This window comes from Streptomyces scopuliridis (assembly GCF_042790125.1).
Classification (GTDB): domain Bacteria; phylum Actinomycetota; class Actinomycetes; order Streptomycetales; family Streptomycetaceae; genus Streptomyces; species Streptomyces scopuliridis_A.
The window spans coordinates 1-24810 of the sequence record NZ_JBHTZS010000012.1 but is presented as its reverse complement, the minus strand read 5'-3'; the positions used below and the strand labels follow the sequence as shown (position 1 = coordinate 24810).

Sequence of the window (24810 nt, the reverse complement as noted above, 5' to 3'; positions counted from 1 at the left end):
ATCGCCCGACCCGCCCACCACCCGCCGGGATCCGCCCACCACCCGCCGGGATCCGCCGACCGCCCGCCGGGATCCGCCGACCGCCCCCGCGTGCGCCGTCCAGCGGACGCGGCCAGGCGTGCGCGACGCGGGGGCACCGGCACGGGCCCCTCGCAGTGATCATTACGATCCGGTCTCGGGGTGCCCCCCAGGTCTTGCCTTCCGCTCGTGTAATCGATTCCAATCCTCCGTGTAATCGATTCCACGAGGAGGTGGACCGACGATGGCGGGCATCAAGGATGTCGCGGCCGAGGCAGGCGTGTCCGTCGCCACGGTGTCGCGGGTACTCAACGACCATCCGTCGGTCAGCGCCGCGTCCCGCGCCCGGGTGCTCGCCGCCGTCGCCGCGCTGGGCTACCGGCCCAACGCCGTGGCCCGGTCCCTGCGCACCGACCAGACCCGCACGCTCGGCCTGGTCATCAGCGATGTGCTCAATCCGTACTTCACCTCGCTGGCCCGCGCGGTCGAGGAGGAGGCGCGGACGCTGGGCTACAGCGTGATCATCGGAAACGCCGACGAGCGGCCCGAGTTGCAGGACCACCACGTCCGTACGCTGCTCGACCGGCGGATCGACGGGCTGCTGGTGTCGCCCACCGACCGCGGTTCGCCGCTGATACTCGACGCGGTGCGTGCCGCGACCCCGCTCGTCTTCGTGGACCGGTGGATCCCGGGCGTCGACGTGCCCGTCGTACGGTCCGACGGCCGCGCCGCCGTCAGTGAACTGGTCGCCCATCTGCTGCGGATCGGCCATCGCAGGCTCGCGATCATCGCGGGCCCCGCGACCACCACCACCGGCAGCGAACGCGTCGAGGCCTTCCGCGCGGCGCTGGGCGAGCACGGGGTCGCGCTGCCCGACGCGTATATCGGCCAGGGCGACTTCCAGGCCGAGAGCGGACGCCGGGCCGCCGAGTGCTTCCTCGATCTGCCCGAGCCTCCCGACGCCGTGTTCGCGGCGGACAATCTGATGGCTCTCGGCGCGCTCGACGCGATCCGCGCCCGGGGGCTCAGCGTCCCGGACGACATCGCCCTCGCGGCCTTCGACGACATCCCCTGGTTCGTGCACACGGATCCGCCGATCACGGCCATCGCGCAGCCGACGGACGAGCTGGGCCGGGCCGCCGTACGGGCGCTCGCCGAGCGCATCGCCGGCCGGGTCCCGCCGTCCGTCACACTCCCCGCCCGGCTGGTCGTACGCCGCTCCTGCGGCGCGCGGTCGCCATCGGCTCCCCGGCGTCCGGACCCCTCGGCCCCCGCCCCGTCAGCACGAACACGAAGGAGCAACCCGTGAGTCACCCGGACGAGTTGCTGCGTGTCGAAGGGATACGCAAGACCTTTCCCGGCGTGGTCGCGCTCGACAGCGTGGACTTCGATCTGCGCCGCGGCGAAGTGCATGTGCTGCTCGGCGAGAACGGCGCCGGCAAGAGCACCCTGATCAAGATGCTCTCCGGTGCCTACCGTCCGGACGCCGGACGCGTCCTCGTCGGCGGGCAGGAGGTCCGTATCCACGGCGCACAGGACGCGGAACGGCTGGGAATCGCCACGATCTACCAGGAGTTCAACCTGGTCCCCGATCTGACCGTGGCCGAGAACATCTTCCTGGGCCGCCAGCCGCGCCGCTTCGGTCTGGTCGACCGCAAGAAGATGGAGTCGGACGCGGCCGAGCTGCTGGAGCGCGTCGGAGTCACCACCCCGCCGCACACCAAGGTGCGTGAACTGGGCATCGCCCGGCTCCAGATGGTCGAGATCGCCAAGGCGCTCAGCCTGGACGCCCGGGTACTGGTGATGGACGAGCCGACGGCCGTGCTGACCTCCGAGGAGGTCGACAAGCTCTTCCGGATCGTGCGCGCACTGCGCGAGGACGGCGTGGGCATCGTCTTCATCACCCACCATCTGGAGGAGATCGCGGCGCTCGGCGACCGGGTCACCGTCCTGCGCGACGGCCGCAGCGTCGGGCAGGTGCCCGCGTCGACGTCCGAGGACGAACTCGTACGCCTCATGGTGGGCCGCGATATCGACCAGCAGTATCCGCGCCGGGCCGCGGAGCCCGGTACCGCCCTGCTGTCGGTCACCGGACTGACCAGGGAGGGCGTCTTCCGCGACGTGGGCTTCGAGGTACGCGCCGGTGAAGTCGTGGGCATCGCGGGGCTGGTGGGCGCGGGCCGTACGGAGGTCGTACGGGCGGTCTTCGGCGCGGACCACTACGACACGGGCTCGGTGCGGGTGGCGGGCGCCGCGCTGCCGCGCCATGACGTGAGCGCGGCGATGGCCGCCGGGATCGGTCTGGTGCCGGAGGACCGCAAGGGCCAGGGCCTGCTGCTCGACGCGTCCGTGGAGGAGAACCTCGGTCTGGTCACCCTGCGTTCGGCGACCCGCGCCGGGCTGGTGGACCGCGCGGCGCAGCACACCGCCGCCGCGCGGATCGCCGGACAGCTCGGCGTCCGGATGGCGGGGCTCGGCCAGCGGGTACGCACCCTGTCCGGCGGCAATCAGCAGAAGGTCGTCATCGGCAAATGGCTGCTGGCCGAGGTCAAGGTGCTGATCCTCGACGAGCCGACGCGGGGTATCGACGTCGGCGCGAAGGTCGAGATCTACGAACTCATCAACGAACTCACCGCCGCCGGTCACGCCGTGCTGATGGTCTCCAGCGATCTGCCGGAAGTACTGGGCATGAGCGACCGGGTGCTGGTGATGGCCGGGGGCCGGATCGCCGGCGAACTCACGGCCGACGAAGCGACACAGGACGCGGTGATGGCGCTGGCCGTCGGCGCCGCGCGCCCATCCGGACCGGCGATCGGCGAGGACGACGAGGAAGAAGGGGTGGAGGGCTCCCGTGGCCACTGACACGCTCAAGAACACAACAGATGGCGGCGGCGGTGGCAGAGGCGCCCGGACGGTCCGCCGGCTCCTGCTCGACAACGGCGCGCTGAGCGCCCTGGTCGTTCTGGTGGTGGCGATGTCGCTGCTGTCGGGCGACTTCCTGACCACCCAGAACCTGCTCAATGTCGGTGTGCAGGCGGCCGTGACCGCGATCCTCGCGTTCGGTGTCACGTTCGTCATCGTCACCGCGGGCATCGACCTCTCGGTCGGCTCGGTGGCGGCGCTCTCGGCGACCGTGCTGGCCTGGTCGGCGACATCGGAGGGCGTGCCGGTCTGGCTGGCCGTCGTGCTCGCCGTGGGCACCGGCATCGCGTGCGGGCTCGTCAACGGGGCGCTCGTCTCGTACGGCAAACTGCCGCCGTTCATCGCCACGCTGGCGATGCTCTCGGTGGGCCGCGGTCTGTCCCTGGTGATCTCGCAGGGCAGCCCGATCCCCTTCCCCGGCTCCGTCTCGCGGATCGGGGACACGCTCGGCGGCCGGCTGCCGGTGCCCGTCCTCGTGATGGTGGCGATGGGACTGCTCACCGCCCTGATCCTGAGCCGTACGTACCTGGGCCGCTCGATGTACGCGATCGGCGGCAACGAGGAGGCGGCTCGGCTGTCCGGGCTGCGCGTGAAGCGGCAGAAGGTCGCCGTCTACGCGCTGTCGGGGCTGTTCGCCGCGGTCGCCGGTATCGTCCTGGCCTCCCGGCTCTCCTCGGCGCAGCCGCAGGCCGCGCAGGGGTACGAACTCGACGCCATCGCCGCGGTCGTCATCGGCGGCGCCAGTCTGTCGGGCGGTGTCGGCAAGGCGTCCGGCACGCTCATCGGCGCGCTGATCCTGGCGGTGCTGCGCAACGGTCTCAACCTGCTGTCGGTGTCGGCGTTCTGGCAGCAGGTCGTCATCGGTGTCGTCATCGCGCTCGCGGTGCTGCTCGACACGGCGCGCTCCCGCGCCGGGGCGTCGGCGGCGGCCTCCGGCGCGTCCGGTACGGGAGGCGCGGGCGGCTCTGGAGGCGCGGGCCGTAAGGGCGCGCGGGCCGTGAAGTACACGGTCGCCGCGGTGCTGGTGGCCGCCGTCATCGGTGGTGTCTCCCTCTGGAACAACGGCTCCTCCGGCGGCGGGACCAAGCTCGGCCTGTCCCTCTCCACCCTCAACAACCCGTTCTTCGTCCAGCTGAAGGCGGGCGCGGAGGCCGAGGCGAAGGCCAAGGGCGTCGAGCTCACCGTGACCGACGCGCAGAACGACGCGTCCCAACAGGCCAATCAGATACAGAACTTCACCAGCGGGGCCATGTCGTCGGTGATCGTCAACCCGGTCGACTCGGACGCGGCGGGACCGTCCGTACGGGCGGCCGACAAGGCCGGCATCCCGGTGATCGCCGCCGACCGCGGTGTCAACAAGGCGGACATCGCCACGCTGGTCGCCTCCGACAATGTGGCGGGCGGCAGGCAGGCGGCGAAGACACTGGCGGAGAAGCTCGGCGGCAAGGGACAGATCGTGATCCTCCAGGGCACGGCGGGCACCTCGGCCAGCCGTGAGCGCGGCCAGGGCTTCGCCGAGGGGATCAACGCGTACCCCGGCATCAAGGTCGTGGCGCGGCAGCCCGCGGACTTCGACCGCACCAAGGGGCTCGATGTGATGACCAACATGCTCCAGGCGCACAGCGGGGTGAACGGGGTCTTCGCCGAGAATGACGAGATGGCGCTCGGAGCGATCAAGGCGCTGGGCTCCAAGGCGGGTACGTCGATCCCGGTCGTCGGCTTCGACGGCACACCCGACGGTCTGAAGGCGGTCGAGGCGGGCACGCTCTACGCCTCGGTGGCCCAGCAGCCGGCGGAACTGGGCCGGCTCGCCGTGCTCAACGCCATCAAGGCCGCGCGGGGCGAGGAGATCGCCTCGACGGTGAAGGTGCCGGTCAAGGTGGTCACGGCGAAGAATGTCGCCGACTACTCCTGACCACTCGCCGGATTCCGGACCATGCGCCGGATTCCAGGCGACCCGGCGGCTTCCAGACGACTCGACGGCTTCCAGGGAAAGAGGCGGAAAGACTGTGACGTACGACTACGACCTGCTGGTCGTGGGGTCGGCCAACGCCGATCTGGTGATCGGTGTCGAGCGGCGCCCCGGCCCCGGTGAGACCGTGCTCGGCTCGGACCTGTCCGTCCATCCGGGCGGCAAGGGCGCCAACCAGGCGGTCGCCGCCGCCCGCCTCGGAGCCCGTACGGCGCTGCTGGCCCGGGTCGGCGACGACGCGCACGGGCGGCTGCTGCTCGACTCGCAGCGCTCGGCGGGCGTCGACACGGCGGGGGTGCTGTCCGGCGGGGCGCCGACCGGGGTCGCGCTGATCACGGTGGATCCGTCCGGGGACAACAGCATCGTGGTGTCGCCGGGCGCCAACGCCCGGCTGACCGCGGCGGACATCCGGGACGCGTCGGGTCTGCTGCGGGCGTCGCGGGTGGTCTCGGCGCAGCTGGAGATCCCGCTGGAGACGGTCGGGGAGGTGGTGGCGGGTCTGGCGCCGGGCAGCCGCTTCGTACTGAACCCTTCTCCCCCGGTGCCCCTGCCGGCCGCGATCCTGGCGGCGTGCGACCCCCTGATCGTGAACGAGCACGAGGCGCGGGTGGTGCTCGGCGCGTCGGTGGGCGACGACCCGGAGGAGTGGGCGAGGGCGCTGCTCGCGCTGGGGCCCCGCTCGGTGGTGATCACGCTGGGCGCGCGCGGGGCGCTGGTGGCGGACGACCGTACGACGGCGCTCGTCCCTTCCGTACGCGTGCGCGCCGTGGACACGACAGGGGCCGGTGACGCGTTCACCGCGGCGCTGGCCTGGCGGCTCGGCGCCGGCGAGAGCCTGGTCGAGGCCGCCTCCTACGCGGCGCGGGTGGGGGCCGCCGCGGTGACGAAGGAGGGGGCGCAGGTGTCGTTCCCGACGGCGGCGGAGGTGGTGTCGCTTGCCGGAGAGGCCCAGGACCGCGCCCCGGAACCGCACGTCATCGATCCGGGACAGACGGTACTCAGCCCGACTCGGGGGGTGCCCGAGTGAAGAAGTCCGGGATCCTGAACCGCCATCTCGCGGGCGCCCTGGCCGAGCTGGGCCACGGGGACGGTGTCCTGGTCTGCGATGTGGGGATGCCCCTGCCCGAGGGCCCGCGTGTAGTGGATCTGGCGTTCCGGGCCGGGGTGCCGCGGTTCGCCGACGTACTCGACGGTCTGCTGACGGAGCTGGTCGTGGAGGGCGCGACGGCGGCCCACGAGGTCCGCGAGGCGAACCCGGAGGCGGCGCGGCTGCTGGCGGCGCTGCCCGGTCTCGGTTTCGTCCCGCACGAGGAGCTGAAGGCGCTGTCGGCGGGCGCGCGCCTGATCGTACGCACCGGGGAGGCACGGCCGTACGCGAATGTGCTGCTGCGCTGCGGGGTGTTCTTCTGAGCGGCGCCGCTGAGCCGCGCGGCTGAGCCATACCGCCGGGCCGCACCGCCGGGCCGCACCACGTGGCTCCTGTGACAGGGCCCAGTCTCGACAGGGGCCGGTCACGAGATATCTTGATGTCGAGCAATGTTGCAGACGTGGAGCGGAGCACCCGGTGACTGACTCGACCATCATCTACACGCACACCGACGAGGCCCCGGCCTTGGCGACGTATTCCTTCTTGCCTGTGGTCGAGGCGTATGCCTCGACGGCCGGGGTCACCGTGGAGAGCCGTGACATCTCTCTGGCGGGACGGATCATCGCGGGCTTCCCCGAGCGTCTTGAGGAGGGTCAGCGGATCGATGACGCGCTCGCCGAGCTGGGTGAGCTGGCCAAGACCCCCGGCGCGAACATCATCAAGCTGCCGAACATCTCGGCCTCGATCCCGCAGCTGAAGGCCGCGATCGCCGAGCTTCAGCAGCAGGGCTACGCGCTGCCGGACTACCCGGACGACCCGAAGACCGACGAGGACCGCGACGTCCGCGCGCGCTACGACAAGGTCAAGGGCAGCGCCGTCAACCCGGTCCTGCGCGAGGGCAACTCCGACCGGCGCGCCCCCGCGTCGGTCAAGAACTACGCCAAGGCGCACCCGCACCGGATGGGCGCGTGGACGGCCGACTCGAAGACGAACGTCGCGCACATGGACGCCGACGACTTCCGTTCCAGCGAGAAGTCCGTGGTCATCGCCGAGCCGGGCTCGCTCCGTATCGAGCTGGCCGGTGACGACGGCAGCACGACGGTCCTGCGCGAGTCGGTGCCCGTGCTCGCGGGGGAGGTCGTGGACGCGTCGGTGATGCGGGTGGCGGCGCTGCGTGAGTTCCTCAGGGCCCAGATCGGCCGTGCCAAGGCCGACGACGTGCTGTTCTCCGTGCACCTGAAGGCCACGATGATGAAGGTCTCCGACCCGATCATCTTCGGCCATGTCGTACGGGCGTTCTTCCCGAAGACGTTCGCCGAGTACGGCGAGGCGCTCGCGGCGGCGGGCCTGACCCCCAATGACGGCCTCGGCGGCATCCTGGGCGGGCTGGAGTCCCTGCCCGACGGCGCGGCGATCAAGGCGTCCTTCGAGGCCGAGCTCGCCGACGGCCCCGCGCTGGCGATGGTCGACTCCGACCGCGGCATCACGAACCTGCACGTGCCGAGCGATGTCATCGTCGACGCCTCCATGCCGGCCATGATCCGCACCTCCGGTCACATGTGGGGGCCCGACGGCCAGGAGGCCGACACCCTCGCGGTCATCCCCGACAGCAGCTACGCCGGCATCTACCAGGTCGTCATCGACGACTGCCGCGCGCACGGCGCGTACGACCCGTCGACGATGGGCTCGGTGTCGAACGTCGGTCTGATGGCGCAGAAGGCCGAGGAGTACGGCAGCCACGACAAGACCTTCGAGATCCCCACCACCGGCACCGTGCGTGTCCTGGACGGGTCCGGCGAGGTCGTCCTGGAGCACGTGGTCAGCGCGGGCGACATCTGGCGCATGTGCCAGGCCAAGGACCTGCCGATCCGGGACTGGGTCAAGCTCGCCGTCACCCGCGCCCGCGCGACCGGCAACCCGGCGGTGTTCTGGCTCGACGAGGGCCGCGCGCACGACGCGAACCTCATCGCGAAGGTCAGGACGTACCTCGCCGAGCACGACACCGAGGGCCTGCGCATCGAGATCATGCCGCCGGTGGAGGCGACCGCGTTCTCCCTGGAGCGCATCCGCCGCGGCGAGGACACGATCTCGGTCACCGGCAACGTACTGCGTGACTACCTGACCGACCTGTTCCCGATCCTCGAACTCGGCACGAGCGCGAAGATGCTCTCCGTCGTCCCGCTCATGAACGGAGGCGGGCTGTTCGAGACCGGAGCCGGCGGCTCCGCGCCCAAGCACGTGCAGCAGCTCGTCAAGGAGGACTACCTGCGCTGGGACAGCCTGGGCGAGTTCCTGGCGCTCGCGGTCAGCTTCGAGCACCTCGCGCAGACGACGGACAACGCGCGCGCCCAGGTGCTCGCTGACACCCTCGACCGCGCCACGGCCACCTTCCTGAACGAGGACAAGTCGCCCAGCCGCCGGCTCGGTGGCATCGACAACCGCGGCAGCCACTTCTACCTGGCGCTCTACTGGGCCCAGGAGCTGGCGAAGCAGACGGACGACGGCCGGCTGGCGGAGGCGTTCGCGCCCCTCGCCAAGACGCTGGCCGAGCAGGAGACCACCATCGTCGACGAGCTGATCGCCGTACAGGGCAAGCCGGCCGACATCGGCGGCTACTACCAGCCCGACCCGGCGAAGGCCGCGTCCGTCATGCGCCCGTCGGCCACCTTCACCCAGGCCCTCGCGCTCCTCGGCTGACGCGCAGGCTCCCACGGGCACGGGGATCGCCCGCCCGGCGTGACCGAGGTCCCATAACGCCTCTCCCGCGCCGAACACCCTTGGCCCGCAGGCCGGTTCCGCCCCGTCCGACATCTCTGTCGGACGGGGCGGTTCTGTCTTGGCGGCCACCGCCTCGGGCGCCCGCGACGGGCTGACCGGGGCGGTGGTCCGGTTGGGTCAGTGCTGGTGGCCGTCGGTCTCTTCCTTGTCCGGTGATCCGGTCGGCGTCGCGTTGCCGGCGGGGGCCGTTCCGGCGGTGACGGTGAAGGCGGCGGTGCGGACGGTGCCGTTGTGCTTGAAGTCGAGGAAGAGACGGTACGTGCCGGCGCTGGGTGCGGTGGCCGTGAAGGATACGTCCGGGCCGGGCTCGGTCTCGCCGTCGCCGGGGGCGCCGTTGGGGTGGACGTGCAGATAGGCCAGGTCGCCGGAGCGCAGGGCGACCAGGTGACCGTAGGCGCCGAGGTACGGCTGGAGGTCGGTGACCGGGCGGCCCGCCTTGGTGACCTTCAGGTTCAGCTCGCCGGCCGCCCCCGGGCGCAGCGGGCCGGTGAGTGTGACGGTGTAGCCGTCGACCGTGGCGGTGGTGGAGGGGGCGGGGACCGGGGCGGGCCGGTAGTCGCCCGCGACGGCGAGGTCCGCGCCGAGCGTGAGGTTCTTCGCCCCCTTGGCGGCCGGAGTGAAGTCCGCGAAGAGGCGGTAGCCCCCGGCTGCGGGCAGATTCGCCGGTGTGCTCCAGGTGCCGTCGGCCGCCCGGGTGGGGTGCAGATGCCGGTAGGCGGTCAGGTCCTGGGAGGCGAGGATCAGATGCAGTTCCTTGTCGTGCTCGCGCTGGAACGCGGTCACCTGACGGCCCGCGCTGTCGCGTATGGCGAAGCGCAGTTCGGTGGTGCGGGCCGCGGGGACGCGGGGCGTCCTGAGGTCGAGGGTGTAGCCGCCCTCCGAGACCTGCAACCCGCCCGCCGGCACGTCATGACCACCTCGCGTCGCCTCCCCTCCCCCGTCGGACGCGCCTCCGTGTTCCGCGTGCGCCGCGGGCTCCGGATCCGTCGAGACCGGCGTGACCACGGTCCCGACCCCGTACGCCGCACCGAAGGAGGCGGCCAGCGCGGCCGTGTACGCGGTGATCTTCGACGCGGTGTTCATGGTGCTCTCCTCTGATCGTCCGGTGATGGCCCGGCCGGCTGTCCGACCACCACCACCGTATACCCCCAGAGGGTATGTGCAAGCCCTGCGCCTCCTCTTGCCTTAGATACGGGGCAGGGGTATACATGGCGGAGTCGCCCAGGATACCCCCACCAGGTATCGAACACATCTGCCCTCCGGGAGGAACCATGTCCGACTGCTGTACGCCTGACGGCAGTTGCTCGACCAATACGACGCGGGGCGGTACGACCGCTGTCGCCGACAGCCATACGACCGTCTACGCGGTCGCCGGCATGACCTGCGGTCACTGCGAGTCCGCGCTCACCAAGGCCATCGGCGACCTGGACGGCGTCCTGAGCGTCGGCGTGGACCTCGCCGCCGGCCACGTCAGCGTCACCACCGACAGCGAGCCCGACGACGCCAGGATCGCGAAGGCGGTCGACGAGGCCGGATACGAGGTCACCGGCCGGGCCGCCTGACCCTCCGCACACACCGCCGGGCCCGTACGAGAACGGGCCCGGCGTCCGCCGGTCAGGGGTGACGGTCGTCAGCGGGCCGCCGGTCAGCGGCTCAGCGGATCGAGCGCCCGCGGCCCGCGCCGCGGACGTACCCCTCCCGCCCCGGCCCCGGTTCGGGGACCCCGGACGCCCGGGGCTGCCGCGTCACACAGGGCGCTCGGTGTTGACACCGGCATCGGCGTCGGCGTAGCCGAGGAAGTCGTCGACCATCCGATGGAACAGCGTGGCGAGCTGCTGAAGGTCCTGCGGCGACCAGTCCGCCAGGGCCGCCTGCATCCCCCGTCGACTCGTCTCGCGGATACGGTCGACCGCCTCCCGCCCGGCCGGGGTGAGCTGGATACGCTGCGCACGGCCGTCCTCCGGGTCCGGGACGCGGGTCACATACCCCGACTTCGCCAGCTGCTGCACCTGCCGGGTGACATGGGACGCCTCCACGGCCAGCCGGTTCGCCAGCTCACTGGGGCGCAAGGGTTCCGTATCCGCGATCTGCCGCAGCAGCGCCACGGCGGCGCGGTCCAGTGACACTCCGGCCTGGGCCATGAGGCGCTCATGCTGCCGGACCCTGCTGGACAGATAAGCGACGCGGCTCAGCGCGCGCTCGATCTCGATCACATCGGCCGAGGCCGGGACAACTGCTGGCAGTGACTTGGACATCCCTGCACTTTACCATCTATTTGCCTTACTCAAGTAACCCGGGGAGGCCACGCGGCCGACCCTCAGCCCCCCGGCCCCCTTCCGCCTTCCCCCCTTCCTCAACTCTCGGCCAGTTTTTCCTTGTTGAGGACAAAGTATGGACGGTGCGGTGCGCCGTCCCTACCCTGGGCGTCGTTCTCGCGCGGAAGTCCGCGTGAAGCGCGGCGTAACTCCGCCGCCGCACCGCCGGTACGTGTACGAACTCCACTCCGCGGACGCGGGCCGCCCGGCCCCGCCCACTCGCAGCCCCCAGCAGGAGGACGAGTGCAGCCACACAAGTACCAGACCCCCCGACCCCGTCGACGCAGATCACGGACCCTCACCGGGTTTCTCCTCGCCGCCCTCATCACCGGAGGTCTCGTGGCACCCGCCGTCGGCGCGGAGGAGCGGGCTCCCGCGGAACTGCCGCCGCAGGAACCCGGCGTCACCCTCCGTGTCTTCGACATCCAGTCCCCGCTCAGCAAGCTCTGTGACCTGAAGCCGGCCCAGACACCCAATGTCGACAAGCTGATCCCCACGGTCGACTGGTCCTCCACCGAGGGCTTCGGCTTCACGGACAACTTCATGTCGCAGATCATCGGCAACGTCAACGTGCCGGCCGACGGCACCTACGCCTTCCGTCTGATCAGCGATGACGGTTCCCGTCTGCTCATCGGCGACCAGCGGGTCATCGACCACGACGGACTGCACGGCGCCACGCCCAAGGACGGCGAGATCAACCTCACCGCCGGCTACCACGCGCTCCGTATCGACCACTTCGACCGCGGCGGCGAACAGCAGGTGACCCTCCAGTGGAAGCCGCCGGGCGCCACCGACTTCGTCCTCGTCCCGAACTCCGTGCTCAGCACGGACGCCGGCGTCGTACGCGTCACCGCTCCCGGCCGCAAGGAGTGCGAGGGCAGCTACGACACCCCCGGCGACGGCCTCCCGCTGACGTCCGTCCATCCCGGCTACACCCTGACCGACCTGCGTCCCGCGGGATTCGAGCCGCAGGTCTCCGCCATGGACTGGCTGCCGGACGGCCGGCTCGCCGTGACCACCTGGGGCGGCAGTAACAACACCGTGGGAGAGGCGTACATCCTCGACCAGGTCACCGGTGACACCGGACCCGAGAAGGTCACGTACAAGAAGATCGCCGGCGGGCTGAAAGAGCCGATGGGCATCAAGTACGTCGACGGAAAGCTGTACGTGTCGGAGAAACACCAGCTGACCGAGTTGACCGACACCAACGGCGACGACGTCACCGACACCACCCGCAAGGTCGCGTCCTGGCCGTACGGAGGCAATTTCCATGAATTCGCCTTCGGACTGCTCTACAAGGACGGGCACTTCTATCTGAATCTCTCGGTCGCCATCAACTACGGTGGTGCGACGACCGATCCGCAGCCGGCCGCGAACCGCGGCACCACGATCAAGGTCAACAAGGAGACAGGAAAGGTCAGTTACCTGGCAGGCGGTCTGCGCACTCCGAACGGGATCGGGTGGGGCCCCGAGGGCGGGCTCTTCGTCACCGACAACCAGGGCGGCTGGCTGCCCGCGTCGAAGCTCGTCCAGGTGAAGCAGGACCGGTTCTTCAACCACTACACCAACCCGGACGGCCCGTACGACGACCGTACGGTCACCAAGCCGGTGCTCTGGCTGCCGCAGAACGAGATAGCCAACTCGCCCAGCACACCGATGCTGATCAAGAAGGGGACCTTCGCCGGTCAGCTGCTCTTCGGTGATGTCACCTACGGCGGAATCCAGCGCGCCGACCTGGAGAAGGTGGACGGCGAGTACCAGGGCGCGGTGTTCCGCCATACGCAGGGCCTGGAGGCGGGCATCACCCGGATCAGCACGGGACCGGACGGTGCGATCTACGCGGGCGGCCTCGGCGCCGACGGGAACTGGGGCCAGGAAGGAAAACTCCGCTTCGGCCTCCAGAAACTCACCCCGAACGGCACGAACGCCTTCGACAACAAAACCATGCGCGCCACCCGCGACGGCTTCGAACTCACCTACACCAAACCGCTGTCGGAGGAGACCGCCGCCAAGCTGACGAGCGGCGGCTACTCGGTGGAACAGTGGCGTTACGTACCCACACCGGCGTACGGCGGCCCCAAGGTGGACGAGGAGCGCCTGTCCGTCTCGGCCGCCCTGGTCTCCGACGACCGCCGCACGGTCCGGCTCACCATCCCCGGGCTGAAGACCGACCGGGTGGTGCACGTGCGCTCGCCGCGCCCGTTCGCCTCGGCCGACGGCGAGCAGCTGTGGTCCACCGAGGCCTGGTACACCCTGAACGCGCGGCCGGGTCCCGAGGAGCCCGTCACGTCGTACGACGCCGAGTCCGGGCGCCTGTCCGGCGGCGCGGACATCGACACCGAGCACGCCGGCTACACGGGCGGCGGCTTCGTGGACGGCTTCGGTACGCAGGGCGCCACCGTCGGCATCGAGGTCGAGGTCCCCGCGAAGGGCACGTACGACGTGAGCCTGCGCTACGCCAACGGCCCCAACCCGTTCACCGGCACCAAAACGATCGGCGCGAGTGTCAACGGTGGGCAGACACGGCAGATCAGTCTCCCCTCCACCGGCGCCTGGAACCGGTGGTCCACCCGGACAGAGCGGTTCACCCTGAACAAGGGCCGTAACACCGTCACTTACGCCTACCGGCCCGAGGACACCGGCCATGTCAATCTCGACATGATCGAGGTCCGCAGACCCGGCAGCCGCATCGATCTGTTCTCCGGCGGCAGCATCTCCACCGCCTGGCAGCACACCGACGGCCGTAGCGTCGAATGGCCGCGCACCCCCGAGAACTCCGTCGAAGTGTGCTGTGGCGACATCCGGACCAAGCAGTCCTTCGGCGACTTCAGACTGCACGCCGAGTTCCGGGTGCCCAAGCTGCCGCCGGACGTCACCGGGCAGGACCGCGGCAACAGCGGCGTCTACCTCCAGGAGCGGTACGAGATCCAGATCCTGGACTCGTTCGGTGTGGAGAAACTCGCCGCGAACGAGGCCGGCGCGATCTACAACAAGGTGGCCGCGAGCCAGAACGCCGGCACGGCACCCGAGACCTGGCAGACGTACGACATCGTCTTCCGCGCCGCCCGGTTCGACGCCGCGGGGAAGAAGACCGAGGACGCCAGGGTCATGGTGGTGTGGAACGGCGTCAAGGTGCACGACAACGTCGCCGTGGACGGTCCCACCGGCAGTGGTGACGCGGAATCGGCCGCGACGGGCGCGATCCGGCTCCAGGACCACGGCAACAAGGTCCGCTTCAGGAACCTGTGGGTCGAACCACTGAGCTGACCGTCGCGCAGTACTCACGGCAGCACTCACGGCAGCATTGACGGCCGTACTCGCAGCAGGACTCCAGCGGACTCCAGCAGGGCTCCGACGCTTCCCCCGGCCGGAAACGACCGGGGGAAGCGTCAGGTCCGGGTCGCCGGAATCAGCCGGTTCAGGCCATCGCCCGCGCCAGTCTGCGGTCCACCTGAGAGGGCGACATGGCGTGCTCGGTCGCGAGGATCCCGGCCCCCATGACCGCGGCGTTCTCGCCCGTACGGCTCGGCTCGATCCGCAGCACGCGCGTGGCCAGCGGATGCGAGCGCCGGTACACCGCTTCCCGTACCCCGGCGAGCAGTTGGTCGTGTACGGCGGCCAGCGCGCCGCCGAGCACGACCGTGTCCGGATTGAAGAAGTTGACCAGTCCGGCCAGGACCTCGCCGACCGCCCGGCCCGCCTCCCGCACCATGCCCACGGCGTCCCGGTTGCCGGAGGCCACCAGCCGTACCACATCGCTTCCGGAGGCCGCGTCCAGTCCCATACCGGTCAGTTTCGCCGCGAGCGCCGCCCCGCCCGCCACCGCCTCCAGACACCCGGTGTTGCCGCACCGGCACGAATCCTCCTGGTCCCCGACCCGAATGTGTCCGATGTCGCCGGCGCTGCCCTGAGCGCCGCGGTGGAGCCGGCCGTCGGCCACGATGCCGCAGCCGATGCCCGTACCGACCTTGATGTAGAGGAGGTAGCGGGTGTCCGGAAACGCACGGCGCTGCTCGGCCAGCGCCATCACGTTCACATCGTTGTCGACCAGCGCCCGCACCCCGAAGCGCGAGGCGAAGAACTCGGGGATCGGATACTGGTGCCAGCCGGGCATGATCGGCGGATCGATGGGACGCCCGGTCGAGAACTCGACGGGTCCCGGCACCCCGACCCCGATCGCGCGCAGCGTCCGGGGCTCCTGTCCCGTCTCCTTCAGCAGCGCGTGCAGCGCCCGTTCCACCCTGCGCAGTACCGATTCCGGACCGTCCGCGATCGACAGTGGCTCCTTGTGTGTGGCCAGCGTCGCTCCGCCGATGTCCGTCAGCGCCACCGCGCAGTGCGAGGCGCCGAGGTCCACACCGGCCACCAGGTGTCCCGCGGTGCGCAGTTGGAGCCGGCGCGGCGGGCGGCCTCCGGTCGAGTCGCCGGGGGCGGGGGCCGATTCGTCGACCAGTCCGTGCGCGATCAGCGCGTCCACGCGCTGGGAGACCGTGGAGCGTGCGAGTCCGGTGATCCGCGCGATGTCCGCGCGCGTCGCCACGGCTCCGGAACTGATCAGCGCCAGCACCTCGCCGGGCGTGTGGGTGGCGGAACCGCTGTGATCCGACGGCGCAGGCATGACAGTCACCCTAGGGACGACTTCCGCTGCTCACAAGGCGTTCTATGTTCGCCGGTCGACACAAGTTTCGGTCAACTCGCCGAAAATCAAGGCTCCTTGGGCCCTTGACAGGTCAAAGGGGAGTCACGACTCTGCACAACAGACCGCTGACCGAGGAGCCGGCTGATGCTGACGATGAAGGGCGTGTCCAAGAGCTTCCTGGGGGTGCGTGTGCTCCGCGACGTGGAGCTCGACCTCGAACGGGGTGAAGTCCATGCCCTGGTGGGCGAGAACGGCGCCGGCAAGTCCACCCTGATGAAGATCCTCGCCGGCGAGCACATCCCCGACTCCGGCACCATCACCCTCGACGGCACCGCGCACACCTTCACCCACCCGGCCCAGGCGCAGGCCGCCGGAATCGGCATCATCCACCAGGAGTTCGCGCTCCTTCCCCACCGCACGGTCGCCGAGAACGTCTTCCTCGGCCGTGAACCGGTCCGCCGCGGACTCGTGGACCGCAAGGCCATGGAGCGCCGTACGGGTGAACTCCTCGCCGAGATCGACGAAACCGGCATCACGCCGCGCACCCTGGTCCGCGAGCTGTCCGTGGCGCGCCAGCAGACCGTCGAGATCGCCAAGGCCCTCGCCTCCGACGTCCGTGTCCTCGTCATGGACGAGCCCACCGCGCCCCTCGCCGACCACGAGAGCGAACTCCTCGCTGCGCTCGTGCGCAGGCTCGCCGCGCGCGGCCTCGGGATTCTCTACATCTCACACCGGCTGCCGGAGGTCTTCGCCCTCTCACGGCGCATCACGGTCCTCAAGGACGGCCGCCGCGTCACCACACTCAACACCGCCGAAACCAGCGCCGACGAGGTGGTCCGGGGCATGGTCGGGCGGGAGCTGACCGCCTATTACCCACCGCGTGCCCGCCCGGAGGAGATCGGGGCGGAGCGGCTCACGGTCACCGGCGGCGGCAATGACCGTATTCATGACATGAACCTGACCTTGCGGGCGGGCGAGGTCGTCGGCGTCGCCGGCCTCCAGGGTTCGGGGCGTACGTCCCTGGCGCGTGCGCTGTTCGGTGCGGCCCCCTTCACCACGGGCGGCATGACCGTGGGCGGCACACCGCTGCGTCCCCGCCGTCCGCGCCAGGCCATCCGCGCCGGCATCGCGCTGGTCACCGAGGACCGCAAGACGGAGGGCCTCGCGCTGCACCAGTCGGTACGGGACAACGCGCGGCTCGTCACCCGGGCCGTCTCCCCGCGCGGCGGGCCGCCGGCGGGCAGGGAGATCACGGCGCTCCTCGAACGCGTACGCCTCCAGGCGCGCGGTGAGGACCAGCAGGCGCTGTATCTCTCGGGCGGCAACCAGCAGAAGGTCGTCATCGCCAAGTGGCTCGCGGCCCGGCCCCAGGTGCTGCTGTTCGACGAGCCGACCCGCGGTGTGGATGTCGGCGCGAAGGCCGCCATCCACACCCTCGTACGTGAACTCGCCCGTGAAGGTCTCGCGGTACTGATCATCTCCTCGGAACTGCCCGAGCTGATCGGTATGAGCGACCGGATCCTCGTGATGTCCGAAGGCCGGCTCGTGGGCGAACTGCCCGCGGGCGCCGAGGAGGAGAGCATCATGCGACTCGCCACCAGTGGCCGCCGGGGCGGACGGGAGGAGGCCGCGTGACCGCGACCGAACGAGGACCGCTCGCCTCGCCCCGGGCCGGTGTCCGTCTCCGAGGCGTCCGGCTCGGCGATCCCGTCGTCGGTGTGTGGCTCGCGGCGCTGACCGTGACGCTCCTCGGCTGGATCGTCGTCGCCGCCCGGGGCGGGGATTTCCTCACCACCACCAACGTGGTCGCGATCCTGCAGAACAGTGTCGCGCTCGGCCTCGTCGCCGTCGGCCAGTCCGCCGTCATCCTCACCGGCTCCCTGGATCTGTCGGTCGCCTATCTCATCAGCCTCGGCACACTCGTCGCGGCCGAGACCATGGCCGAAGGCGGTGTGGTGACGGCCGTGATCGCCGTCCTCGCGCTGTCGGCCGCGGTCGGGCTCGCCAACGGGCTCATCGTCACCGGCCTGAAGGTCAACGCGTTCATCGCGACCCTGGGTACGGCGTTCATCCTGCGCGGCTGGATCGAGGACAACTACACCGGCCCCGCCGGGAAGGTGCCGGCCTCCTTCCAGCATCTCGGGTACGACCGCGTCGGTCCCGTCCCCGTCTCGGTGTTCCTCCTCGCGGCGGTGGCCGCCGCGGTGTGGTTCCTCACCCGCCGTACCCGCCTGGGCCATCACATGTACGCGACCGGGGGCGACGAGCACGCGGCCAGGCTCTCGGGCGTGCGCACCCGCCGTACCGTCGTCATCGCGCACATCATCTGCTCCCTGTGCGTCGGCGCGGCGGCGCTGTTCCTCGCGGCGCGCCTCGGCGCGGGTGCGCCCTGGGCGGGTACGGAGGCCCGCTACGACCTTGAGTCGATCGCCGCGGTGGTCCTCGGCGGCACCGCGCTGGCCGGCGGTCGCGGCGGGGTGGCGGGGACGCTCGGCGGTGTGCTCGTCCTCGCCGTTCTCGACAGTGTGTTCAACCAGCTGGCCGTCGACCCGTTCTTCAAGAACGTGGTCCGCGGTGTCGTCATCATCGCGGCCGTCGCCGTCTACGCCAGGCCCCGCCGTGCCGCGAAGGGAAGGCCGACCGCATGACCACGGCAACCGTCACCCACCACGGCAGGCGCGTCGTACGGGCGCTGGGCACCGGCGCCCCCGTCTATGTGCTCCTCGCCGTGCTGCTCGCCGCGCTGGCTTTCACCGACCCGGGCTTCTACGAACCGGACCGCTTCCTCTCCTTCGTCAAGCGCGCCGCGCCGCTCGTGATCCTCGCCGCCGGCCAGTATCTGGTCATCGTCTGCGGCGAGTTCGACCTCTCCGTCGGAGCGATCGTCACCGCGGGTGTCGTGGTCGCCGCCGAGCTGTACGGCTCGTTCCCCGGCGCCCCCTGGCTCCTGGTCACCGCCCTGCTGCTGGTCGCGGGCGGGGTGGCAGGACTCGTCAGCGGGCTGATCACCACCGCTCTGCGGGTGCCGTCGTTCATCACCACCCTCGGGATGATGCTGATCCTCGAAGGAGCGGTGTTCTTCTGGACCGGCGGCTCTCCGCAGGGCGCCCTGCCGGCCGCCTTCCGCCAGCTCGGGCGCGGCGCCGCGTTCGGCTGGCTGCCCTGGGCGGTGATCGTCTGCCTGGTCGTGGGCGCCGCCGCCGTACTGCTGATGCGCTCGGACTTCGGCCGTACGCTCGTCGCCACCGGCGACAGCGAACGCGCCGCGGCCCTCGCCGGGGTACGGGTCGCCCGCGCCCGGATCATCGCGTTCGTCCTCTCCGGGGCCGCCGCGGCGATCGCCGCCGTCCTCGTCGGCGGCTTCTCGGGCGTCTCCGCCCAGGCGGGCAGGGGCTATGAGTTCGAGGCGATCACGGCCGTGGTCCTCGGCGGTGTGGTGCTCGGCGGCGGACGGGGCTCCGTCGTCGCCGCCATGGCCGGCGCCTTCTCGTTGCAGGCGCTGTTCACCCTGCTCAACCTCCAGGGCGTCTCCGGCGCGCTGGAGTCCACCGTCCAAGGATGCATCGTCATTGCCGCGGTCGGCCTGGGAGCCGCCGACTGGTCCCGGCTGCGCCGCCGACGTACGAACCCCTCGGGAGGACAAGCCTCATGACAGCGATCCGCCCCCTGCGCAGAAGTCCGCTCCGCGGCCGCGCCCTCACCTCGGCCGCCGCCCTGCTCGTGGCGGGTCTGCTCGCGTCGTGTACGAGCGACACACCACCGGATTCGCCGGCCGCCCCCGGCAGCTCCTCCGCCTCGGCGGACGCCTCCGGCAGCGGCACCCAGTCGAAGTTCTTCGAACAGGCGGAGTACGAGCGTCAGTTGGCCCTCGCGAAGGAGCGGCCCCAGGGCCCGGCGGGCAAGCCGTGGGAACAGATGCTCAGCCCCGAACTCATCGACACCACGCGGTACAAGAAGCAGCAGGCGGGCGGTGTCCATCTCTGCTTCTCCAACGCCGGTGTCTTCAACCCGTGGCGCCAGGTGGGCCTGAAGAACATGACGGCGGAGGTCGAACAGCACGAGGACATCACCGAGTTCACCGTTCTCGACGCCCAGGGCAAGGACGACAAACAGATCTCCGACATCCAGGAGCTGACCGGCAAGGGCTGCGACGCGCTGATCGTCTCCCCGAACACCACCGCCACCCTCACCCCCGCCGTCGAGCAGGCCTGCGCCAAGGTGCCCGTCATCGTCTTCGACCGCGGTGTGGAGACGGACTGCGCGGTCACCTTCATCAACCCGGTCGGCGGCTACGGATACGGGGCGGTCGCCGCCGACTTCCTCGTCGAGAAGGTCAAGCCGAAGGGCAAGATCCTCGCCCTGCGCATCTCGCCGGGTGTGGATGTGCTGGAGACCCGCTGGTCGGCCGCGAAGGTGGCCTTCGACAAGAGTGAACTCGACGTGGTCGACGTGAAGTTCACCGATGGTGACCCGGCCAAGACCAAGTCGGTCGTCACCGACGCGCTGACCCGGCACGGCTCCGTCGACGGCGTGTGGATGGACTCCGGCGCGACGGCCGTGGCCGCGGTGGAGGCGTTCGAGGACGCGGGGCAGGACGTACCGCCCATCACCGGTGAGGACCAGCAGGACTTCCTCCAGGCGTGGAAGGAGAAGAAACTCACCGCGATCGCCCCGACGTACCCCACCTTCCAGTGGCGTACCCCGGTCATCGCCGCTCTGCGGATCCTTCAGGGGCAGCAGGTCCCCAAGGAGTGGAAGCTCCCGCAGCCCTCCATCACACAGGACACCCTCGACGAGTACCTCAAGCCCGGCATGCCGCCCCTGCACTACGCGATGTGCGGCTGCGCCGATCTGCCCGGGTTCCCCGAGGACTGGGGAGGCAAGGGATGACGCGGTTCCCGCTCGGCGCCAACCCGTGGATCTGGCACTCCCCCGTCGGTGGTGACGCCCTGGCCGAGGTCCTTCCGAGGCTGGCCGGCTGGGGTTTCGACTGCGTCGAACTGCCACTGGAGCAGGCCGGGGACTGGGAGCCCGCGGCCACCGCCAAGCTGCTGGAGGCCACCGGGCTCGCCCCGGCGGCCGTGATCGCGGTCATGCCGCCCGACCGGAATCTCGTACGGACCGATCCGGGCACCGTACGGGCCACCCAGGAGTATCTGCTGCGGTGTGTCGACGCGGCCCACACGGTGGCGGCGCCCGTCGTGGCGGGCCCGGTGTACACGGCCGTCGGACGCACCTGGCGCATGACGTCCGCCGAACGGACCGCCGCCTACGCGGAGTTCAGGGAGAACATCGCGCCCGTGACCGACCACGCGCGCGCCGCGGGGGTACGGATCGGGGTCGAGCCGCTCAACCGGTACGAGACCGGTCTGCTCAACACCGTCGGCCAGACCCTGACGGCCCTGGAGGGTCTCGACACCTCGGTCATCGGTGTCGCCCTCGACACGTACCACCAGAACATCGAGGAGCGCACACTGCCCGGCGCCGTCCATGAGGCAGGCTCCCGCATCGTCCACGTACAGGTGTGTGCCAACGACCGCGGCACCCCCGGCGCCGACCATCTCGACTGGACCGGGTTCCTCGCCGCGCTCGACGGGAGCGGCTACCGGGGCGCACTGTGCGTCGAGTCGTTCACCGCGCACAACAACGCGATCGCCGTCGCCGCGTCCGTCTGGCGCCCGCTCGCCCCCACCCAGGACGGGATCGCCACCGAGGGCCTCGCCTTCCTCCGCCAGGCCCTCGGCACCCCTTGATCGGTACCGCACCCGCACACCGAACTCCCCCAGAGAGGACCGGTTATGAGCCGTCATACTCGCGGCATAAGAAGGGCGGTCGTCGCCGCGGCGAGCGCGTTACTGCTCGGATTCGCCGCGATTCCCGCCGCCGCCACCGCCGCGACCAGTGAGGAACCCGCCTTCCGCGCCCTGCTCTTCACCCGCGCCGTGGGGTACGTCCACGGTTCCATCCCCGCGGGCATCAAGATGTTCGAGGAAGAGGCGGCCGAGAACAACTTCGAGATCGTCCAGACCGCCGACCCGGCCGTCTTCGACGACGAGAAGCTGAAGGACTTCGACGCCATCGTCATGCTGCAGAACTCCGGCATGGTCTGGGACACCGAGGCACAGCGCGACGCGATGGAGACGTACGTACGCGGCGGCAAGGGTGTCGTCGCCGTTCACAACACCCTCGACATGGGCGTCGAGGAGCAGTTCCCGTGGTGGGACGACACCATCAACGGCGGCGTCCATATGCCGGCCCACTCACCCGGTGTGCTCCAGGGAACGGCCAAGGTCGCCGACCGCGTGCACCCCTCCACCAAGGGCCTGCCCGAGCGCTGGGAGCGCCCGGAGGAGTGGTACAACTTCGACCGCAATCCCCGCGGCGACGTGCATGTCCTGGTCACCGCGGACGAGACGACCTACAACCCGGGCGGCTCCGCGATGGGCGCCGACCACCCCATCTCCTGGTGCCGCAACACCCAGGGCGGCAAGGTCTGGGCCACCGCGATGGGGCACGACACCCCGGCCTACAGCGAGGCGTACTTCCGGGACCATGTCATCGGCGGCCTGAAGTGGGCGGCGGGCACCGAGGCGGGTGACTGCGGCGGCACCGTCTGGAGCGGCTACGAGAAGGTCACCCTCGACGACAACACCGCCGACCCGATGGAGCTCGACGTCGCCAAGGACGGGCGCGTCTTCTACGTCCAGCGCAGCGGCGAGGTGAAGGTCTTCGACCCCGAGGCCCACTCCACCGCCACCGCCGGCAAGCTCGACGTCTACACCGGCGGCGAGGACGGCCTGATCGGCATGGAACTCGACCCGGACTTCACCAGAAACGGCTGGATCTACCTGTACTACTCGCCCGCCGGGGCCACGCAGGACATCAACCGGCTCTCCCGCTTCACCATCAAGGGCGACACACTGGACCCGGCCAGCGAGAAGAAGCTCCTCGACGTTCCCGCCTACCGGGACCGCACCTTCCCGGAGCCCGGACACACCGGCGGCGCCGTCGAGTTCGGCCCGGACGGCACGCTCTATCTCGGTGTCGGCGACGACGTACCGCCCAACCTCGACCCCAACTGGCAGGGGTACGCGCCGATCGACTGGCGTCCGGGCAAGGAGATGCTCGACGCCGCGCGCACCGCGGGCAACACCAACGACCTGCGCGGCAAGATCCTGCGCATCAAGCCCACCAAGGGCGGCGGCTACACGATCCCCAAGGGCAACCTCTTCAAGCCCGGCACCAAGAAGACCCGCCCCGAGATCTACGCGATGGGCTTCCGCAACCCGTTCCGCTTCACCGTCGACCAGAAGACCGGATACGTCCATGTGTCCGACTACGGCCCGGACCGCGGAGCCCCCACCACCGACAGAGGGCCGGAGGGCCTCGTCGAGTACAACGTCATCAAGAAGCCGGGCAACTTCGGCTGGCCGTTCTGCCACGGCAACAACCAGGCGTACGCCCCGTACAACCCGGACACCAAGGAGGTCGGCGCCAAGTTCGACTGCGCGAACCCGACGAACCCCTCGCCCAACAACACCGGGCTCACCGACCTCCCGGACCTGACGCAGCCGGAGATCTGGTACGGCTACGGCGAATCCGAGGAGTTCCCCGAGATGGGTGCGGGCGGCTCCGCCCCGATGAGCGGGCCGGTCTACCGCTACGACGCCAAGAACCCCTCGCCGACGAAGTTCCCCGCCTACTTCGAGGGGGCCGGCTTCTTCTACGAGTGGTCGCGCAACTACGTCAAGGAGATCCGGTTCGACAAGGACGCGAAGCTCCTCAAGATCAATGACTTCCTGTCCTCGGCGAAGTTCAACAAGCCGATGGACATGACCTTCGGACCCGACGGCTCGCTGTACGTGCTCGAATGGGGCAGCGCCTTCGGCGGCGGCAACAACGACTCGGGCCTGTACCGCATCGACTACGCCCAGGGGCAGCGCATCCCGGTCGCCAAGGCCACGGCCTCGGTCACGAACGGGCCCCTGCCGCTCGATGTCGCCTTCTCCAGCGAGGGCAGCACGGACCCGGACGGCGACGCGCTGACCTACGCGTGGGACTTCGACGGAGACGGTACGTACGACTCCACCGAGGCGGCCCCCACCCACACGTACACCACCGCGGGGGACTTCACCGCCCAGCTCAAGGTCACCGACTCCACCGGCAAGTCGGGGTACGCCAACATCCCCATCACGGCGGGCAATACCGCCCCCAAGGTGACCATCGACTTCCCGGTCAGCGGCAAGCTCATCACCTTCGGCGACAAGATCCCCTACAAGGTGACGGTCACCGACCCGGAGGACGGGCCGGTCGACTGCTCCAAAGTCACCGTCAACCCGGCCCTCGGCCATGACGACCACGAGCACCCGACCACCGACCTCCCGGGCTGCGAGGGCACCGTCGACACCGGTGACCTGGGCGGCCACCCCGAAGGCGCGGACCTCACCTACGTACTGAACGCCAAGTACACCGACAAGGGCGCGGCGGGCGCCTCCGCGCTCACCGGCTACGGCCGCGCCGTCCTGCAGCCCAAGCACAAGCAGGCCGAGTACTACGACGCCCAGTCCGGCACGCGCGTGATCTCCCAGGCGGGCGCCGAGAACGGCAAACGCATCGGCGACATCAGCGACGGCGACTGGATCGCCTTCGACCCGATGAGCGTCGAGGGCATCAGCGGTGTCAGCTACGCGCTGTCGTCGCCGTACGGCGTCGGCGCGATCGAACTCCGCGCGGACGCGCCCGACGGCAAGCTCCTCGCCACCACCCCCGTCCCCAACACCGGCGGCTGGGACACCTACCAGTCCACCCCACCCGTCCCGGTCGAAGCCCTCGCGGGCACCCACAGGCTGTATCTGGTCTTCACCTCCCCGCAGAACAACTCGTTCGACGTGGACGCGGTGGAGTTCATCAGCCCGTAGGCCCCGCCTGACCCTGAACAGCGACACGGCACGCGCCGCGCGCCCGGCGACATCACCGGGCGCGCCGCGCGGGTACGGTAGGGCGGGGGGGGGCCGGGCCCCGGCCGACCCGGGCCCCCCCGGGGGGGCCCCCAGGTCGCGGGGGGCCGGCGTGCGAGGCG

At 70.4% G+C, this 24810-nt stretch carries 17 protein-coding genes; 14 read left to right on the top strand and 3 right to left on the bottom strand.

The window, feature by feature from the left end:
- The first annotated feature begins 262 nt into the window (after window positions 1–262).
- From ACFRKB_RS19925 to ACFRKB_RS19900, 6 genes are all read left to right on the top strand, one after another.
- A complete protein-coding gene (locus ACFRKB_RS19925) occupies window positions 263–1327 on the top strand; it encodes a LacI family DNA-binding transcriptional regulator (protein WP_383107375.1) in 1065 nt (354 codons plus the stop codon).
- Window positions 1324–2880, top strand: coding sequence for a sugar ABC transporter ATP-binding protein (locus ACFRKB_RS19920; protein WP_383107374.1), 1557 nt, complete (start codon window positions 1324–1326; stop codon window positions 2878–2880). The genes ACFRKB_RS19925 and ACFRKB_RS19920 overlap by 4 nt, the downstream gene beginning before the upstream one ends.
- Window positions 2870–4855, top strand: coding sequence for an ABC transporter permease/substrate-binding protein (locus tag ACFRKB_RS19915; protein ID WP_383107373.1), 1986 nt, complete (start codon window positions 2870–2872; stop codon window positions 4853–4855). Before ACFRKB_RS19920 ends, ACFRKB_RS19915 begins: the two co-directional genes overlap by 11 nt.
- A gap of 94 nt (window positions 4856–4949) precedes the next feature.
- Window positions 4950–5939 carry a ribokinase gene (locus ACFRKB_RS19910; RefSeq protein ID WP_383107371.1) on the top strand — a complete coding sequence of 330 codons (990 nt, stop codon included), beginning with the start codon at window positions 4950–4952 and terminating at the stop codon, window positions 5937–5939.
- Window positions 5936–6322 carry a D-ribose pyranase gene (gene rbsD, locus ACFRKB_RS19905; protein WP_383107370.1) on the top strand — a complete coding sequence of 129 codons (387 nt, stop codon included), beginning with the start codon at window positions 5936–5938 and terminating at the stop codon, window positions 6320–6322. The genes ACFRKB_RS19910 and rbsD overlap by 4 nt, the downstream gene beginning before the upstream one ends.
- 154 nt (window positions 6323–6476) lie before the next feature.
- Entirely contained in the window at window positions 6477–8696 is a 2220-nt protein-coding gene (locus ACFRKB_RS19900) for an NADP-dependent isocitrate dehydrogenase (RefSeq protein WP_383107368.1), read from the top strand.
- A 198-nt stretch (window positions 8697–8894) separates the two neighbouring features.
- Here the strand turns inward: ACFRKB_RS19900 and ACFRKB_RS19895 are convergent, their stop codons facing one another.
- Window positions 8895–9860: a hypothetical protein gene (locus ACFRKB_RS19895; RefSeq protein ID WP_383107367.1), complete on the bottom strand. Its 966-nt coding sequence runs from the start codon at window positions 9858–9860 to the stop codon at window positions 8895–8897.
- A gap of 188 nt (window positions 9861–10048) precedes the next feature.
- On the opposite strand from ACFRKB_RS19895, the gene ACFRKB_RS19890 reads away from it, so the two are divergent.
- A complete protein-coding gene (locus ACFRKB_RS19890; RefSeq protein WP_383107366.1) occupies window positions 10049–10339 on the top strand; it encodes a heavy-metal-associated domain-containing protein in 291 nt (96 codons plus the stop codon).
- Between the two features lie 183 nt (window positions 10340–10522).
- Here ACFRKB_RS19890 and ACFRKB_RS19885 read toward each other — a convergent pair whose 3' ends face one another.
- Complete coding sequence (locus ACFRKB_RS19885; RefSeq protein WP_383107365.1) at window positions 10523–11032, bottom strand: MarR family winged helix-turn-helix transcriptional regulator; 510 nt, start codon at window positions 11030–11032, stop codon at window positions 10523–10525.
- A 303-nt stretch (window positions 11033–11335) separates the two neighbouring features.
- Here ACFRKB_RS19885 and ACFRKB_RS19880 point away from each other — a divergent pair, with 303 nt between their 5' ends.
- Window positions 11336–14359, top strand: coding sequence for a 3-keto-alpha-glucoside-1,2-lyase-like domain-containing protein (locus ACFRKB_RS19880; protein ID WP_383107363.1), 3024 nt, complete (start codon window positions 11336–11338; stop codon window positions 14357–14359).
- Window positions 14360–14510: 151 nt separating this feature from the next.
- Here the strand turns inward: ACFRKB_RS19880 and ACFRKB_RS19875 are convergent, their stop codons facing one another.
- The gene (locus ACFRKB_RS19875) at window positions 14511–15710 is read right to left on the bottom strand and encodes an ROK family transcriptional regulator (protein WP_383107362.1); all 1200 of its coding nucleotides are present in this window, start codon (window positions 15708–15710) and stop codon (window positions 14511–14513) included.
- Window positions 15711–15875: 165 nt separating this feature from the next.
- On the opposite strand from ACFRKB_RS19875, the gene ACFRKB_RS19870 reads away from it, so the two are divergent.
- The 6 genes from ACFRKB_RS19870 to ACFRKB_RS19845 are packed head-to-tail and all read left to right on the top strand — an operon-like array spanning window position 15876 to window position 24649.
- Window positions 15876–17366 (top strand): sugar ABC transporter ATP-binding protein, encoded by a 1491-nt coding sequence (locus ACFRKB_RS19870; RefSeq protein ID WP_383107360.1) that lies wholly within the window; start codon window positions 15876–15878, stop codon window positions 17364–17366.
- Window positions 17363–18379, top strand: a complete 1017-nt coding sequence (locus ACFRKB_RS19865; RefSeq protein WP_383107358.1) for an ABC transporter permease — start codon at window positions 17363–17365, stop codon at window positions 18377–18379. Before ACFRKB_RS19870 ends, ACFRKB_RS19865 begins: the two co-directional genes overlap by 4 nt.
- Window positions 18376–19383, top strand: a complete 1008-nt coding sequence (locus ACFRKB_RS19860; RefSeq protein ID WP_383107357.1) for an ABC transporter permease — start codon at window positions 18376–18378, stop codon at window positions 19381–19383. Before ACFRKB_RS19865 ends, ACFRKB_RS19860 begins: the two co-directional genes overlap by 4 nt.
- Entirely contained in the window at window positions 19380–20621 is a 1242-nt protein-coding gene (locus ACFRKB_RS19855) for an ABC transporter substrate-binding protein (RefSeq protein WP_383107355.1), read from the top strand. The genes ACFRKB_RS19860 and ACFRKB_RS19855 overlap by 4 nt, the downstream gene beginning before the upstream one ends.
- On the top strand, window positions 20618–21484 hold the full coding sequence (locus ACFRKB_RS19850; protein ID WP_383107354.1) for a sugar phosphate isomerase/epimerase family protein: 867 nt from the start codon (window positions 20618–20620) through the stop codon (window positions 21482–21484). The genes ACFRKB_RS19855 and ACFRKB_RS19850 overlap by 4 nt, the downstream gene beginning before the upstream one ends.
- A 45-nt stretch (window positions 21485–21529) precedes the next feature.
- On the top strand, window positions 21530–24649 hold the full coding sequence (locus ACFRKB_RS19845; protein WP_383107352.1) for a ThuA domain-containing protein: 3120 nt from the start codon (window positions 21530–21532) through the stop codon (window positions 24647–24649).
- Window positions 24650–24810 lie beyond the last annotated feature (161 nt).